The following is a 17,103-nucleotide window of genomic DNA, read 5'->3' on the forward strand; positions in this document are numbered from 1 at the left end:
TGACAACAAGTACAGAATATCGTAATGACCAGTACATTATTCAACACCCCTATTGACCGCCGGAACACCTCAAGTCTGAAGTGGGACAAGTACAAAGATCAGGACATTATTCCCATGTGGGTGGCGGATATGGATTTTCGCTCCCCCCCCGAGATTATCGATGCTCTCCACAAACGTATTGATCATGGGGTTTTCGGTTACACTAAAGCACCAGAAAGTCTGGAGCAGATCGTAGTTGAACGACTGAACAACCTCTACGACTGGCCCATAGAACAACAGTGGCTGGACTGGACACCCGGCCTGGTCAGTGCCCTCAATGTGGCTGTCAGATGTTGTGCTGAAGAAGGGGAACATGTCATTGTCCCCATGCCGGTTTACTATCCCTTCCTGCTGGCACCTCCTTTGGGCAACCGACAGATGCTGCAGATTTTCTGGCGGCGAAAAGACGGGAACTGGGAACTGGACTGGGACTGGCTGGAAAGCCATATTACTGACGACACCCGTCTGTTTATGCTGTGTAACCCCCAGAATCCTAATGGCCGGGTACTGACCCGTGACGAGCTGGAAAAGCTGGAAGAGTTTTGCCGCCGGCATAACCTTGTTGCCTGCTCCGATGAAGTACACTGTGATCTGATTCTGGATCGCAGCAGCCAGCATATCCCCTATGCATCCATCAGCGACTATGCCCGCGATAATTCCATCACCCTGATGTCCCCGTCCAAAACATTTAATGTGGCGGGACTTGGCTGTGCCTTTGCGGTTATTCCCAACCCTGAGCTGCGTGAGCGCTTCCGCCGCACCCGCAAGGGCATTGTCCCTGACCCTGACAATATGCTGGTCGGCTACACCGCTGCAGAAGCGGCCTACACCCACGGCGAACCCTGGCGCCAGGCTCTTCTTGAGCATCTGCGTGAAAACCATGACTACCTGCTGCAGCGCATCAAGGGCATGCCTTACCTGGATATGATTCCCCATCAGGCCACATATCTGGCATGGATTCAGTGTGATATTCCCGATGTAAAACGGCCCCAGGAATTCTTTGAACAGGCAGGTGTTGGCCTCTCGCCCGGCGCAGTATTTGGCGATGCCCGTTATGTTCGGTTGAACTTTGGCTGCCCTAAAGCGACTTTGGAGCAGGGGCTGGATAGGATGGAACAGGCCCTGAAGGAACTCTAAAAAAAAGTACAAAAAAAAGGAGGCTTGTGCCTCCCTTTCAATTGAAGTGTTTCACTTTATAAAATGAAACCTTTTAGGGCTAGTTCTTTTACGAGAACTTCTACGGAGTTCAGCTCCATTGAGAGGGCTTTGGCTCTTACGAGATTTGTTCTTCGCAAGATCAGCCAAACGCTCCTGCTCAGCTTCTTGTTCCAGATGCAACCTTAGAGTTTCTTCCTGCTCAAGTCTATAACTTTCAGCGCTGGACTCTTCTTGAGTGAAAGTCAGCGCCATCAGCGCACGAGCATCAGATTTATCATTTTCACTCATGTCAACATCTGCCTGAACACGAACAGATGGCTCAGCCAGCTTCTGCTGCTTAGGTGCAGTTCCTGCTTCATTCGACTTATCACTAGAAGAGCGACGGCGCTTCACCGGCCTATCTCTCGGAGAACCATCCACTGGCTCCTGAGCGGATTCAGTTGAACTACGCTTCTGACTAGCCGTCGGCCCTAGAATCACAGGAAGTGTAATAGGCGTCGCATCTGCCAGAGCAGCAGAACCTGGTGAGTTACTTACGTTGACCGATATATCCATTGGAACAGGAACATTATTCAAATCACCCGCTACCTGCTGTAACTGTTCAGAAACAGAAGATGTAGAAGCTTTAGACAAAGCCTCAACCGTCCTCAAAAAATTTTCGCGCATTCTGCGAATATCGTTCTGCTGAGAGCTAAATCCATAACACTGAACAAGCGGTATGAATGCAGCAACCTGAGTAGACGCCACAGAACTGGCAACAGTGCTGCTGGAAGACTGCAGGCCTGCAACATTGAACTGTGTTGCAGGCAGCTCAAAACTAGCAGAGCTAACTGGGAAAGCCGGAATCAACGGCAGAGTCGGTGCAGTCGTTATTGGTGCTGCAGTACTCGTTGGCAGCGTCGCTGAACTACTGCTGGTTGTTCCCAGAGGAGTGCGAGTCAGAGCGTCAGTACTTAACGTCGATGTCAAGATGACCGGAGTGATTGAGGCTGGTGTGACCACTGTTGAAGTGTTCACACTTGAAGCCACTGTTCCGGTAGAATCAGCCATAGTAGTGACAGGTGCAGAGCTACCAGCTGCCGTGGTCACTGTCGAACTACCAGCATCTGTTGCAGCAGGCTCTGATGAGGTCACAGTAACAGTTTCACTGGTCGAAGTGTTTACGGTCACAGGCGGTTCATTATCATCCGTTTCCATAATTTCATATTCTTCGGCATCAAGTCGCGCCTTCGCATCATCGTATGCCTTTTCCACCTTATCCACCGAAACCCATATTGGCAGTTTCGTGATAGCATCGCTCTTCTCAAGAATCTCCTGCCTCAGGTCATCACTGACAACTCTCATCATCAGGGTACGCACTGCATCAAGTTTGATAGCCATGTCAGACCGTCGCACAATTTCATCGGCGATCTTGTCTTCCTTGGGGCTGTTGTCCAGCTTGATAAGCAAATCGTTGACAACAGCCATACTGTGCTCAAACTGAGCCTGCAGAATACCACGACAGAGAGTAGCAAGCTGTTGCTTGTTGCGAATACACTGGGCCAAATCTTCCAGACTTTCTCTTTTCTCTGGCTTCATTGGATCCCTGATCACAGCAGTATATCCGCCATCAGGGCCATCAATAGATTTCACGGCCAGGTTTGTTTTCTTATCTGTGAACATCTTTCTTAGATTGTCTTCGGCGGCAGTACGATTACCTGCTCCCAAGCTATGAATATAACGCAGGATACCTGTCACAACAGCCGGAATATCGAATTCAATAGCGAGTGCTTTTCCATCAGGGTGAGTGTCACTCGTATCTACTTTCATGCTTCTGAACTGACTGGCGATCAGAGTACGGGCACGGCCAACATCCTTATGGGAGTCAGAGCCTGCATCATGGGTACAACTCAGATAACTAGACCTTGTAGGGGCAAGATCAACCGCTACCTTTACCTGCCTGACATCTGCCGTTTGACCTGGAGCTGTTGGAGCGGCCGGTGTCGACTGTGGCTGACCGAATGGGTGAGTTTCCATTGGCTCAACAGCCGGTACCTGTTCCTCACGGACATGAACAAGATCTTCAAGCAGAGGCACATACTTCTTCATTTCCTGAATGACGTAGTGGGCCCACTCGTTAACGCCTTGATCATCTGCAAGACAGCGACTTGATGCCACTGTTCTCATCATAACGGCCTGAGAGTAAGGAGTGTAACCAAGATCGGTCAGAGCCTTGAGGTAAACCTCATAGTTCCTTTCCTTAGCAGGTTTCTTATCTTCCGCTTCAACCTTTTCCATGATGGTCTTGATGGGTTTCAGGTTTGCCTCTTCATAAGATCTGGCAGAAGCAATCGCTGCTGCCTTGGCAGCACCTTCAGCCTGAGACAGCATAATATCCAGAGTCTCTTTATACATGCTATATGCATAAGAAACCCTCTTATCCGTTCTGCTTGGGTAAACGTCCTTATGGGCAGTGAACATTTGATCCATGCCCCTTGCCAGTGACATTTTCACTTCACGCATCAGGTTAAAGCGATAGTTGTAGTCGCCCAGCAGACAGGTTCCGAACTGCAGCAGCTTTTCAGGATCAGCAGCCACCTCGCCTACGAAAGGACAGCTGTCTTTCAAACGGCTGACCATTTCCTGTCTCATCACACCAAGCTCAAGAGAAAGCATCAGGACAGCTTTGCGAATCTTGTTCTTGGTCACATCATTCTTTTCGTTGATTTTGTCGATATTGTCGTAGGTATACTTGCCATCAGGATCTTTCAGAGGTTCAAGATCTTTAGCTGTAATACCGAAGCCTTTTACCAGCAGCTCAAGGTATGGAGAAGCAAACAGGTCGGTTTTTGCTGTCAACTGCTCACCGCCTTCAGGCTGGACAGATGCTGTTTTGATTACATCATCAACAGCTTTCATCATGTCTTTAAATTCTTGCTTCGTTTCATCAGTCTGAAGCTCCACCTTGTCAAGGAATACCTTGGCGGCTTCCTTGGCGGCCGTCTTAGCAGACTCGTCAGTTAACTTTTTGGCAGCGACTTCAGCGTTGGTTCTCAAGTTTGAGAGTGTCCTGGTTCTTATGGGCTTAATACGGGCAGTTGTTAACCAACTCACCCTAGATTCATTTTCGAACTGTAGGATATGCTTCTTTTGCTCAGTGGCACTCAGCTCCCTTACTTTTCCTTTAACACTGTCGCGCGCCTCTAAAGGACCCTGGTCCGTTTTAGTTGCTTTATAGGCACCAACAGCATCTGTTGGGGCTAGAGTAAAACTCGATGCAGGCATTTTCATTTCTCCTTGATAGTTTCCCGAGTGGCAACTGCCAGCTCCGTTTTCATGGCAGAAAACCCGTTTGGATCAACATGCCACCTGGCACTGCTCACCTCTGATTACAGGATTCTTCACACCAATTGACTGCTATCAGGAGAGATAGGTTCATGGGGGACTGTGCAGTATTACTAACCACAGGTACAGCAGAGAAAACATCGTGAAACCGGTTGCGTTCAGGGCCTGCTCTTGGTTAGTCTGCTGCGCATTCACATCCTTGGGGAATACTGTGCCTGTAGACGCCTCCACTGCTGCTTTGACCGTTCAACCCGTTGGCTTTATTCGCTCCTGTTACCGGGAAAAATTCGGTATTCCCCGCCAGCCAGGGCTGGCCACCAGCGCCAGAGCCCGGCTTGAACTCAGTGGTGCCTGCAACTGCCTTGAAGCTGTGAACGGACTGGGGGACTTCAGCCATATCTGGGTTCAGTTCCTGTTCCACGGTACCCAGGCAGAAGGCTGGCGCCCGACTGTTCGCCCCCCCAGACTGGGGGGAGACAAGCGAGTCGGTGTTTTTGCCACCCGTTCCACCCACAGGCCCAATCCACTGGGGCTTTCTGTGGTGAAACTGGAGGGTATTCATCAGGACAATGGCCAGGTCTGGCTGGAGCTTTCCGGTATTGATCTGCTGGATGGAACGCCGGTAGTAGATATCAAACCCTACCTGCCCTGGGCCGACAGCGTGACCGAGGCAACCAGCGGATTTGCTCCGGAGCCTCCTGAAAATCACCCGGTTCTGTTTACTGATGAGGCTCTCGAGCAATGCCGTCAGTATCAGCAACAAACTGGTCACCCATTCCAACAGCTGATTATGGAACTGCTGAGCCAGGATCCTCGCCCGGCTTATTTGAAGAAACGGTCACGCAGTGATTATGGTGTCAGACTGTGGGGCTGCAATATTCGCTGGCGGGTGACAGAAAAAGGCTTTGAAGTCTTTTCGATTGAACGGGAAGATAGATAAACTGCAATTTTTATTCAAGTTATTCTGGACACACAATGATCGTACCATGGCAACAGCTGGAAGAGGCCACACTCCATAACCTGATTACCGAGTTTGTCAGCCGCGATGGCACTGATAACGGTGATAACACACCGGTAACCACCAGAATCAACCAGGTTCTTGAACAGCTGCGCAATGGCAGCGCGGTGGTTGTCTGGGACGAGATGACTGAAACAGCCAATATCGTTCCTGCCGACAATATTGGTATTGCCTGAAAGTTCAAGAGCCTGAATATCCTGCTACTTTCTGGTGTCTCTATTGAAGGAGATGCCAGATGCAACCTGCTTTTCGCACTATCCGACGTTTCTATTTCATACTCTCTCTGGCAATGATTGTTATTGCTCCAACCAGTCAGGCTGTCCAATCCCCCTTTGATACACTGATTGAAAAGATAATGATGGAATATCCGGCTTTGCAGGGAAATATTCAGTCAGACATCATCAATGGGCAGACCGTGTTTTTCGCAGACACTAAAGAAGCAGGAAGCCTGCTGGTTAGTGAATTTATAGTCAAGACACTTCAGGATAACTACCAGAAAGGACAATCATCGGTACTGGGTCTGGCTACAGGCAGCACTCCTCTTATTGTTTATAAGAATCTGGTTACAGCCTTTCAGAATGGAGCTCTTTCGACCCAGAACCTGACCACATTCAACCTTGATGAATACCTGGGGCTGGCAGCGAATCATCCCGCCAGTTACGCATTTTTTATGTACCAGAACCTGTTCCAGTATCTCGATATTTCTGACGAACGCATACATATTCCATCAGCCCCCCCAAAAAAAACGGATGAAAGTATTGCAGAATATCAGCAGCTACTTGGCCAAACCCAAAGAGATATTCAGCTGCTTGGGCTGGGGAAAAATGGTCATATCGCTTTTAATGAGCCCGGTTCACCAGCCACTTCGAGAACCCGATTGGTAAAACTCGATGAATCAACCCGCATAGCCAACAGCCGCTATTTTGAAAGCCCTGAACAAGTCCCCGAACATGCCATCACTATGGGAATTGCTGATATTCTCGAGTCAAAGATCAATATTATTATGGCTTGGGGAGAGGGTAAGGCAGAAGCTGTTAAAAGAGCTATCACAGGCCCGATCTCTTCAGACTGCCCGGCCAGCTTTCTTCAACAACACAATAAAACAATCTGGTTCATTGATCAGAAAGCAGGAAAAATGCTTTAAAAAAAGAAGCACCAAACCATTAAAGATTACAATTTCTCAGCTGCTCGCCATAATTACCGGCCCGGGCATGAACTCGCTTGGCGACCTTGAGCAGCCAGGGCTTTTTGTTATAGGTTCTGCGGGCATAGCCGCCCCAGCCCTCGTGATAATTGAGGTAAAGGTGATCAGCCCGCCAGAGTGAGACACCATTTATCCTGCGGGTTTTATTGGTATACCAGCCAATAAAATCGATGGCATCACCAAAATCATCACGGTCAGCAAACCATCCACCGGCCTCTTTCAGATACATATCCCAGGTACCATCCTGGGCCTGGGCATAACCGTAGGCCGAACTGCCTCTGGGTAATGGAATAAACAGGAACCAGGGGCGTGGAGGCTGGGCATCATGCCGGTAGCTAGATTCGTGATACATAATCGCCATCATTATCTGAATCGGCGTTCCCCAGCGCTTATTCGCCTTCCTGGCTTCCCTGTACCAGGACGGCTTTTCCCGAAATATGGAACACAGGTTATGGGGCTTGGCAGGAGGTGCCGTAGAGGCACACCCCGCCAGAAAGAGCACGGTCAGAATGATGGCAACCAGTCTCATAGCTCGATTCCATTCTCCTTAAGCAGGTTCAGGAAGGCCTCTTCATCCAGAACCGGCACACCCAGCCCCTGAGCCTTGGTCAGCTTGGAACCGGCCTTTTCTCCGGCCACAAGCCCCTGGGTTTTCTTGGAAACAGAACCGGCCACCTTGGCTCCAAGCTGTTGCAAATAAGCCTTGCCCTGATCACGGGTCATGGCAGACAGCGAGCCTGTCAGAACCCAGGTCTGATCAGCCAGTGGCTGCGCAGCGGCCTCCTCCGGCCCCAACTTTTCTACAACCGGCCAGTTAACTCCCACGCTCTTCAGTTGTTCAATCACTTCCAGGTTGTGTTCCTGGCGGAAAAACAGGGCAATGTGTTTGGCAACAATCGGACCCACATCATCAACTTCCTGCAGGGATTCCTCATCAGCTTTCTGCAGCGCTGGAAGGTCGCCGTAATGACGAGCAAGCGAAGCAGCCGTGGCCTCGCCTACTTCACGAATTCCAAGGGCATATACAAAACGGGCCAGCGTGGTGGTCTTACTGTCTTCAAGGGCCTTCAGCAGGTTCAAGGCCGACTTTTCCCCCATACGCTCCAGACGGACAAGCTGTTCTTTGGTCAGACGAAACAGGTCAGCAATGGTTTTAACCAATTCTTTATCAACTAGCTGTTCGACCAGTTTATCCCCCAGACCATCAACATCCAGCGCCTTGCGGGACGCGAAGTGTTTGATAGCTTCCTTGCGCTGCGCCTGGCAGAACAAACCACCGGTGCAGCGGGCAGCCGCTTCATCTTCGCTGCGCTCTACTTCAGAACCACAGACCGGACACTGTGTGGGCAGTTCAATATCGGAAGCATCATCTGGGCGTCGTTCGATAACCACGCTTACCACCTGCGGAATAACATCACCCGCACGCCGCACAATAACCGTATCGCCGACTTTGACTTCCAGACGCTCGACTTCATCCATATTGTGAAGTGTGGCATTACTGACTGTAACACCACCAACAAACACTGGATCAAGGCGGGCTACAGGTGTTACAGCCCCGGTACGGCCAACTTGAAAATCAACTGCCTTGAGAACTGTCAGCTCTTCCTGCGCAGGAAATTTTCTGGCAATTGCCCAGCGTGGGGCTCTTTGTACGAAGCCCAACTGCTCCTGAAGAGCAAAATCATTCACTTTGTAAACAATGCCGTCTATCTCGTAGGGTAGCGTATCGCGCTTTTCAGCCAGCTTTCCATAATAGGCGACACAAGCCTGAATACCTGTGACGACTTCCATCTCAGGGTTAATCTTCAGCCCCCACTCTTTAAAGAGCTGCAACGTTTCGCCATGCTTGCCCGGAAGCTCTCCCCCTTCAACCAGCCCGGCACTGTAGCAGCACATTTCCAGAGGACGGGTTGCAGTAATACGAGGATCAAGCTGACGAAGACTGCCTGCAGCGGCATTACGCGGATTCACGAACAGCTTATCGCCCTTTTTTCGGGCCTCTTCGTTCAGCTGATCAAAACCTTTGCGGGGCATATAAATTTCGCCACGTACTTCCAGACGGGCTGGCCAGCCCTGCCCCATCAGCTTTAAAGGGATAGAAGGAATGGTGCGTACATTCAGAGTGATATTTTCACCGGTTGTGCCATCGCCACGGGTTGCACCACGCACCAGAATGCCATTCTCGTATAACAGACTGACGGCAATACCATCCAGTTTAGGTTCACAGGCAAATTCAAACTCACCAGCTAATTTCAGGCGATCGCCGATACGACGGTTAAACTCGGAAAGGTCCTCATCACTGAAAGCGTTATCCAGAGACAGCATTGGGATCTCATGACGTACCTGGCTGAATGCATCTAGTGGCTTTGCTCCAACTCGCTGGGTAGGAGAATCAAAAGTCTCCAGATCAGGATACTTGATCTCAAGTGCACGCAACTCATTTAACAGTCGATCATATTCGCTATCCGGAACAGAAGGTTTATCTAAAACGTAGTACCGGTAATTATGCAATCGAATCTCATCCCGGAGGTGAGAAATTCTATGCTCAATATCTTTTGTGGACATGATGATTAACAGTATTCGGTATAAAAATGCAAAAAGGCTCCGTTATTTACTAACGAAGCCTCGAAATAGAAGACAACCGCCAGCAATCAGACTCTGGCAGTAGACTTGTTCCGCTTGGTCAGTTGGCGTCGTTCAAAATCACAAATACGCTGACGATAATGCTCCAGGGTCTGCTGGGTCAGCACGCTGTGCTGATCATCTCGAATGATGCCTTCCAGATCTCGGGCAATATTGTGAACAGATTCTGCCATAATCCGGAAAGCCTGCTGTGGCTCGTGAGGCCCGGGCAGCCCCATAAAGAAGCTTATTGCCGGAGTATGACTGTTCTTCATGGTTTTCAGGTTAAAGGTCCCTGGCTCAACACCATTGGCAACACTGAACAGAATCTCTCCTGATCCATCCTCCTGGATATGACGATGGAAGATATTCATATCACCAAAGCGAATGCCAGATCGATGGAAGCTTGCCAGCACCTGATCGCCAGAAAATGGCAGTCCCTTCGGCGCAACCAGATTCATAATCAGCACCTCGTCAACAGGAGCGTGATGTGGTTCTTCGGGCTCCGGAGCCGGGGCAGCCTCAACTTCACTCTCTTTATGATGATGAAAATGAGGACGCTCAAAAAACTTCTTACGTCTTGGAGCAGGCTCTTTTACCGCTTCGCTGCGAGCACGCCTCTCTTCTGCTTCCGGCTTAATATCGAGGTTGAAATCATCACCAAACAGATCGGGCTCAGATTCCACAGGTTTGGCTTTAAGTGACTCTGCAGCGACAACCTCTTGCTCAATAACAAGTTCCTGCCTGGGAGCTGGTTCCGGTTTGAAGTCAAACTTAGGTTCAGCTGGCTGCGGAACTGGCTCTGGTTCAGACTCAATAACCTGCTCAACCTGAGGCTCAGGTTGGGAAAGCTCAACTTCAGACTTTAACGGTTCCGGCTGAACCTCTTGAACAGGAACAACAGGTTCCGGAACTGGCTCCTGGATGGGCGCAAATACTTCATGTTGAGGTTGAGACTCCGGTTCAGTATTGTCTGAAGCTGCAGAAGCCACAGTGCCTTGTGACACTACTCTTGGGACAGATATAACCTCTCCCGATGCAATATCAGAATCATCAGGAACAATTAGCGGTTCCTTGCGCGCAGGTTTGACGGGAACAGTCTCCTCTTCCCAATGCATAACACGTGCACCACCATTCGGCAGCTCACTGCCATAGTCATCTTCACAGCCGTGGACATCTTCCAGGCCGAAGTTCAAGTCGTTTGCCCGACGTTTTGCCAGCCACATGCGTCGTAAGCCGTCTGCCAGTACACCCAGAACCACCAGTACGCCTGCAATGACCAGTAAATCGCGAAAATTCATCTCCATGGGTACTCGTCAACCTGATATTCCATAGCCAGGGTCTGCCTACCCGGCCCTGATCAGTAAATTAACAGATGCAGAGGGTCAGGAAAATCCACTCTGCACAATTCAAATAAATATTTTTTGCGGAAAGTATCGTTAACACAGCAGGTAGTGATGAAAACGGTACTTATCGATCGAATCTAAGCAATACTGACAATTCAATCAAAGCGCAGCCATAGCTGCCGCCTGTGCAATATCTACAGACACCGGTCGCGATACACCCGGCTCATGCATGGTAACACCAATCAACTGATTTGCAGCTTCCATGGCAATCTTGTTGTGGGAAATGTAGATAAACTGCACTTTTTCCGACATTTCCTCAACCATCCGGGCATAACGCCCTACGTTGGCATCATCCAGCGGCGCATCCACCTCATCCAGCATACAGAAAGGCGACGGATTCAATTGGAAAATGGCAAAGACAAGGGCAATCGCGGTCAGCGCCTTTTCACCACCTGACAGAAGATGAATGGTACTGTTCTTCTTGCCAGGGGGCTGCGCCATAATTGACACGCCGGTATTCAGCAGATCATCGCCGGTCAGCTCCAGATAAGCCTGACCGCCACCAAATACTTTCGGGAACAGCTCCCGCAGACCGGTATCAACCCGGTCAAAGGTCGCCTTGAAACGGCTGCGGGTCTCCCGGTCGATCCTGCGGATGGCACCTTCCAAAGTGCCCAGCGCCTCTTCCAGGTCATCATTCTGGGCATCAAGATATTTCTTGCGTTCAGACTGCTGGTCATACTCATCAATAGCCGCAAGGTTAATAGCACCCAAACGCTGAATGCGCGCTTCTATACGTCCAAGGTCTTCTTCCCAGGTAGATTCCGTGGCATTGTCAGGCAGATTTGCCAGAACTGTCTCAAGATCATAACCATCTTCCTGCAGCTGTTCCTGCAGTGTCGTACGACGCACCTGCAGGGTCTGCCAGTCTATACGCAGTTTTTCCAGCCGCTCCCGAACAGATTGTGCTTCCTGCTCGGCACTGGACCGGCCTTTCTCATGCTCACGCAGAGCATGTTCAACATTCTCAAGCTGGCGCCTGGACTCTTTCATCTCTTCTTCAATTTCGAGACGCTGATCCAGCAGCTCTTCCAGCTCCATCTGCAGATCATCAGTTGGCTCATCACTTTCGTTAAGAGCCATATTCAACTGTTCCAGCCGCTCCTGGTGTCGCTCACTGTGCTTTTCCAGACGCTCAACACTCTGACGCAGAGACTCACGACGACTGACCAGAGACTGCTGACGCAGAGCCAGCTGGTGTGCAGTGTCCTTACTGTGCCGGGCCAGCTGGCGAATCCGGTCAAGAGTTGCACGGACATCATCCCGCTGCAGCAGAAGCTCTTCACGACGTTCGGCATCTTCTTCCATACGGTCCAGAGCTTCCTGCAAACGCAGGCGTGATTCCGACAGACTCTCCTGTTCAATCAGGCTCTGCTCATCGGCTTCGCGAATCTCTTCCTGCAACCTGTTACGTCGCAGGTTTTGCTGTTCCTGTTTGGCCTGGCGAGCCCCCAGATCAGCTTTCAGTTCACTCTGCCGTGATGACAGAGAACTCACCTGGTGCTGGCACTCTTCCCGTTGACCTTCAAACATTTCTAACTGCTCACGGCCCTGGGCAATAGCGTCTGCCAGAGTGTCTTCTTTCTCAGACAGAGCTTCCAGATCGGTAACAAGGTTTTCCAACTCTTGCTTCCGGGCCAGAACACCGGCGCTGGCATCAGTCTCGCGGGCAACACGCAGCCAGTCTCGGCCCAGCCAGATACCGTCACGGGTAATAATGGATTCGCCAGCCTTAAGCTGCCCACGAAGGGCCATGGCCTGATCCAGGCCATCAGCGGCATAAATTCCCACCAGCAGATCACCAGTACCCTGAGCATATTCACCCAGCCATGGTAACTGTCCGGCCGGCTGGCTGGCAGTGGCATGGTTGCCACTCAGAAATGTCAGACTGGCCTGTTCCAGTTCGGCCAGTCCGGTAGCAATATCATCCAGCTGATCGACACAGACCGCCTGCAGGGTATCGCCGAGCACTGTTTCAACGGCAGTTTCCCAGCCAGTAGTCACCTGGAGCTGCTCAGCCAGTCGCGGCTGATCGGCCAGCCCTTTTTGCTGCAACCAGCGCAGACCACCCTCACCCTGATCCAGTGCCGCCTGTTGCAAGGCTTCCAGGGAAGCCCGGCGGCCACGTGATTCGTTTAGTAACCGGCTGCAGGCTGATCGTTCCTGCTCCTGTTTTTTCAGTGTCTCCCGCATAGTGCGGATAGATTCCTGAATCGTTTCCTGGCGCATCTGGATATCTTCAAACTGGAAATCCAGTTCCGTCAATTCTTCTCTCAGTGGTTCGATCTCATCATCAAAGTCTGCACCACCAAGGCCGGCCATCTCTTCTTTCTGACGGGACAGCCGTTCAGCCATACGATCCAGAGCCAGCTCAAGATGCTGGATTTTGGACTGTTCCACTTCAGCAACCCGTCGCGGTTCGCTGGCCTGCTGGTTAAAGGCATCCCATTCATGCTGCCATTTCTGCATGGCATCTTCGGCAGAGGCCAGGGCTTCGCCCTGTTCATCCTCGCCAGCCTGAGCCAGCTCCAGCTCAGGTTCAATGTCTTCCAGCTCTCTTTCCAGATCCGACAGTATCTGACGATCAGATTCCAGCAGCTGGCGGTTTTCCTGGGCCGCCTGTTCCACTTCCTGAAGGTCACGGGCCAGTTGCCCTGCACGCTCACGGCGGTGAGTAATGGTCTGTTCAAGGCGGGTAATTTCATTGCCGGTGGAATAAAACTTGCCCTGCACTATCTGGAAGGCATCGCCCAATTCAATCTGTTGCTGGCGCAGTTTTTCAATATCATTATCGCTGGAGCGCTGTTTGGCAATGGCCGATTCGAGTTGAATCTCAAACTCTCGAATCGCTGATTCCTGGGCCTGGGCACCGGTATTGACACCCTGCCAGCGCAAAGCATGAAGCTGGGCCTTTTTCAGGCGTTCTTCCTGCTTGTAGTTCTTATAACGCTCGGCTGCTTCAGCCTGTCGTTTCAGGTGTGACAGCTGTCGTTCGAGTTCCTCCCGCAGGTCAGTCAGACGCTCGAGGTTTTCGTTGGTGCGACGGATGCGGTTTTCCGTTTCCCGGCGACGCTCTTTGTAACGGGAAATACCTGCTGCTTCTTCAATAAAGACCCGCAGCTCTTCCGGCTTACTTTCAATCAGGTTGGAAACAATACCCTGGCTGATAATAGAGTAACTGCGAGGGCCGAGACCGGTCCCCAGAAAGATATCCATAATATCTTTCCGGCGGCATTTACTGCCATTAAGGAAATAGGTATTAGCGGCATCACTGGTCAGGCGGCGTTTGATGGAAATTTCATTAAAGGCGGCATACTCACCGGTAATACGGCCTTCATGGTTATCAAAAACAAGTTCGACCTGGGCATAACTGGCTGGCTTACGGGAATTGGAGCCTTTGAAGATAACATCGGTGATGGACTCACCACGCAGATTTTTTGCCGATGATTCGCCCATTACCCAGCGTACGGCATCGATTATATTCGATTTGCCGCATCCGTTGGGACCAACAACACCACACATGTTGCTGGGAAAATAAACAGTAGTCGGGTCTACAAACGACTTAAACCCGGCCAGCTTGATACATTTGAGACGCATCGGGTCTTGGATATCCTATGATGTGACAGTCATTTTATTCGGCTGTCAGTGTACCGTCCTCTGGCTTCCCGACAGAATCCATAACAAAACAACAGCAATCTCATTCAACCGTCGATTCGGTTAGAAATGCATGAAATTAAATGCGTTGTAATTGTAAAGACTCATCCGTCATTTAAACAGTTGTGGCTTCCGAAATGCAACCTTTGTGATTTTGATAGTACTAAGGATTCTAGAAGCAGCCTTCAGCCCACGAGAAGTCGGGCCTTAAAGCTGTTAGCCACACTGACTATTGCTGACAGTCTTTCAAAAAATTCTGGCCCGGGCATTTCACAAACCGCCTCGAACGTCACGTAGAAGTTTGTGGCTTCAAGGACTTTGACGAAGAACCACCATATCAGGGTGTACGGCCAACCAGGCCAAACGTCCTAAAATCAAAAAAAAACAAGTAAAAACGAGAGCATGCCTGTGAAATGCCCGGATTAATCAACTGCCATTTGTTGAAACTGTCACCTTGGAAACAGAATCACTGCCAACCTCAACACCTTCCAATCGCGCTTCATAATCCGGCTGCATAACACTGCCGTCTTTGGAAATACGAACCACAATATCGACCAGTTTGAAATCAGACAGTTTCATTCCTTCAGTCATCATCATGGAATCATCCAGTACAACCGTTCCGGGAAGATCCCTCACCGAGAGGGATACGATAGCCAAAGGCATTTTCTGCCCCTGTGGGCGCGCATAAACAAAAACACGGGTCTGTGGTGGCAATGACTGCAAAGACTCATCGAGTGAAACCTGAACCTGTACAGCCGAATCAACTGCTGTTGAAACACCCCCTTCATTGACATTCTCACCCAGAGCCTCACGAGCTCGCTTAATACCAGCCCTCAATGCATCACGAGCCTGCGGTTTGCGAGTCATTGGCAACAGCTTTTCCCAAGTGGCAACTGCATTGCGATAGTCACCCTTTTCATAAGCAGAAATCCCCTTCAACCCAAGTGCCGTGGTGTTATCAGGATCAGCAATCAAAGCTCGCTTAACAATGGTTTCAATTTCGATATTGATCTGGTTTTCATTGGCAAGGAACAGAGCCTGGGCCAACTGTGCCAGAGGCTCCGCCTGCTCACCCACTTGCCGGATAACAGTACGATACTGAACAGCCGCCCGATCAAACTGACCTCGGGACATATACATTCCCGCCAGCATATAACGGGTCTGATAATCTTCCGGAAAATCAGCAACAATCTGCTCTATCTGGGCCAGTGCCTGGGTTGGATCCTGCTCACGGCTCAGCTGCTGCAGGGCAACTTTCTGCTCGACCTGACGTACTGAGCCAAACTGGTAGTACATACCAAATGCAATCAAAGGAATCAGGGCCACAAAGATGAGCGGAAGTGTGATTTCACTCTTACCCACTTTCACCTCTGCTTCAGCTTCTACGGCATCCATATCCGCCAGCAGCTCTTTTTCCATTTCCGCACGCTGAGTATCGTACTCCTCCCTCTTCAACTCACCGGAAGCAAGCTGCTTATCAAGGGCCGCGATGCGGGCCTTGTGCAGAGAAAGATTAACCTTCTTACGGTCAACATCCCCTTCGCACGGCACCGGCTTTTTCCGGTAGTGCATCAGAGGAACAACAACAAAAAGAAGCGCCAGAACAACCAGGGCGATGGCAAGTATCCAGAACAGAGTCATACCTTACCCTCGCCGGAAGCATCATCGTCCAGAAGTTGTTGTACACGACGCCGCTCTTCTTCGGTCAAACCTTTATTAACGGCTGGCTGTTTCTGCATTTTGCGGGAACGTTGAATGATAACCAGCAGAACTACCAGACCAATCCCAAAGAACAGGAAAGGGCCAGCCCAGAGCCAGAAGGTTTTACCAGTGGCCCTAGGTCGGTAGAGCACAAACTCACCGTATCGATCAACCATAAAGTCAACGATGTCCTGATCACTCTCACCATTGACCAGTTTGTTGTAAACAACTTCCCGAAGATCATTGGCTATCGGAGCATTGGAGCCGCCAATACTCTGCCCGTCACATTTCGGACAACGCAGTTCCTCGGTCAAGGTAATATAACGCTTCTGTTGTTCCGGGGTTTCAAAATCCCAGGTATCAATGGTTGCCCAGCTGGCCGGAGCCAGGGCAACCAGAAGCAGGAATGCAGACAGTACTCTCAACATTACTGGCCCCCACTGCGAATCTGCTCAATCTCAATCTTCTCAATAAGAGGAACAAACTTCTCTTGCCAGATCCGTTCATTCATATCGCCTTCATGCTTGTAGCGAATCACGCCTTGGGCATCGACCAGAAAAGTTTCCGGCGCACCGCGCACACCCAGCTCGATACCCATAGGGCCATCATCAACAAAGATCTCTTTGTAAGGATTATCCAGTTCCGCGATCCACTGGCGAGCCTTATCAGTATCATCTTTGTAATTCATACCGAAGATAACCACGCCACGATTCTGCAGCTCCATCAGGTAACCATGTTCGGTATAGCAGGTAGGACACCAGGTTCCCCAGACATTCACCAGTGAGATCTCCCCCTTGAGCATATCCTGGGTCAGTTTGCGGTCAGGATCGGTCAGTGACGGCAGCTCAAACGCCGGGAAAGGCCGGGAAACCAGGGCCGAAGGCACTTCATCATCCAATGACAACCCACGGTAGAACAACACCCCCATGGCCAGAAGCAAGATCAGGGGTAACAGCAGTAATACTCGTCTCATCCTT

12 protein-coding genes are annotated in these 17,103 nt (G+C 50.5%); 4 read left to right on the top strand and 8 right to left on the bottom strand.

Annotation, left to right across the window (positions count from 1 at the left end; all coding sequences use genetic code 11):
- Nucleotides 1–24: 24 nt before the first annotated feature.
- Nucleotides 25–1,176, top strand: a complete 1,152-nt coding sequence (locus M3P05_RS17125) for a MalY/PatB family protein (protein ID WP_249701275.1) — start codon at nt 25–27, stop codon at nt 1,174–1,176.
- Between the two features lie 51 nt (nt 1,177–1,227).
- Here the strand turns inward: M3P05_RS17125 and M3P05_RS17130 are convergent, their stop codons facing one another.
- Entirely contained in the window at nt 1,228–4,233 is a 3,006-nt protein-coding gene (locus M3P05_RS17130) for a hypothetical protein (RefSeq protein ID WP_249701276.1), read from the bottom strand.
- 499 nt (nt 4,234–4,732) lie between these two features.
- Between M3P05_RS17130 and tsaA the strand changes: the two genes are divergently transcribed.
- Genes tsaA through nagB form a run of 3 tightly spaced genes read left to right on the top strand, consistent with a single transcriptional unit; the run spans nt 4,733 to nt 6,683 of the window.
- Nucleotides 4,733–5,461: a tRNA (N6-threonylcarbamoyladenosine(37)-N6)-methyltransferase TrmO gene (gene tsaA / locus M3P05_RS17135; RefSeq protein ID WP_249701277.1), complete on the top strand. Its 729-nt coding sequence runs from the start codon at nt 4,733–4,735 to the stop codon at nt 5,459–5,461.
- 35 nt (nt 5,462–5,496) lie between these two features.
- Complete coding sequence (locus M3P05_RS17140) at nt 5,497–5,715, top strand: YheU family protein (protein ID WP_249701278.1); 219 nt, start codon at nt 5,497–5,499, stop codon at nt 5,713–5,715.
- A gap of 59 nt (nt 5,716–5,774) precedes the next feature.
- Nucleotides 5,775–6,683, top strand: a complete 909-nt coding sequence (nagB, locus tag M3P05_RS17145; RefSeq protein ID WP_249701279.1) for a glucosamine-6-phosphate deaminase — start codon at nt 5,775–5,777, stop codon at nt 6,681–6,683.
- Between the two features lie 19 nt (nt 6,684–6,702).
- Here the strand turns inward: nagB and M3P05_RS17150 are convergent, their stop codons facing one another.
- The 7 genes from M3P05_RS17150 to M3P05_RS17180 form a co-directional block, all read right to left on the bottom strand.
- Nucleotides 6,703–7,272, bottom strand: a complete 570-nt coding sequence (locus tag M3P05_RS17150; RefSeq protein WP_249701281.1) for a transglycosylase SLT domain-containing protein — start codon at nt 7,270–7,272, stop codon at nt 6,703–6,705.
- Nucleotides 7,269–9,308: an NAD-dependent DNA ligase LigA gene (gene ligA, locus M3P05_RS17155; protein ID WP_249701282.1), complete on the bottom strand. Its 2,040-nt coding sequence runs from the start codon at nt 9,306–9,308 to the stop codon at nt 7,269–7,271. The genes M3P05_RS17150 and ligA overlap by 4 nt, the downstream gene beginning before the upstream one ends.
- A gap of 86 nt (nt 9,309–9,394) precedes the next feature.
- A complete protein-coding gene (zipA, locus tag M3P05_RS17160) occupies nt 9,395–10,672 on the bottom strand; it encodes a cell division protein ZipA (protein WP_249701283.1) in 1,278 nt (425 codons plus the stop codon).
- A gap of 198 nt (nt 10,673–10,870) precedes the next feature.
- The gene (gene smc / locus M3P05_RS17165) at nt 10,871–14,368 is read right to left on the bottom strand and encodes a chromosome segregation protein SMC (protein ID WP_249701284.1); all 3,498 of its coding nucleotides are present in this window, start codon (nt 14,366–14,368) and stop codon (nt 10,871–10,873) included.
- 483 nt (nt 14,369–14,851) lie between these two features.
- The gene (gene ccmI / locus M3P05_RS17170; RefSeq protein ID WP_249701285.1) at nt 14,852–16,066 is read right to left on the bottom strand and encodes a c-type cytochrome biogenesis protein CcmI; all 1,215 of its coding nucleotides are present in this window, start codon (nt 16,064–16,066) and stop codon (nt 14,852–14,854) included.
- Nucleotides 16,063–16,554, bottom strand: coding sequence for a cytochrome c-type biogenesis protein (locus M3P05_RS17175; protein ID WP_249701286.1), 492 nt, complete (start codon nt 16,552–16,554; stop codon nt 16,063–16,065). The genes ccmI and M3P05_RS17175 overlap by 4 nt, the downstream gene beginning before the upstream one ends.
- A complete protein-coding gene (locus M3P05_RS17180) occupies nt 16,554–17,099 on the bottom strand; it encodes a DsbE family thiol:disulfide interchange protein (protein WP_249701287.1) in 546 nt (181 codons plus the stop codon). The genes M3P05_RS17175 and M3P05_RS17180 overlap by 1 nt, the downstream gene beginning before the upstream one ends.
- Nucleotides 17,100–17,103: the final 4 nt, after the last annotated feature.

The organism is Parendozoicomonas callyspongiae (assembly GCF_023502345.1).
In the GTDB taxonomy this organism is placed as follows: Bacteria; Pseudomonadota; Gammaproteobacteria; order Pseudomonadales; family Endozoicomonadaceae; genus Sansalvadorimonas; species Sansalvadorimonas callyspongiae.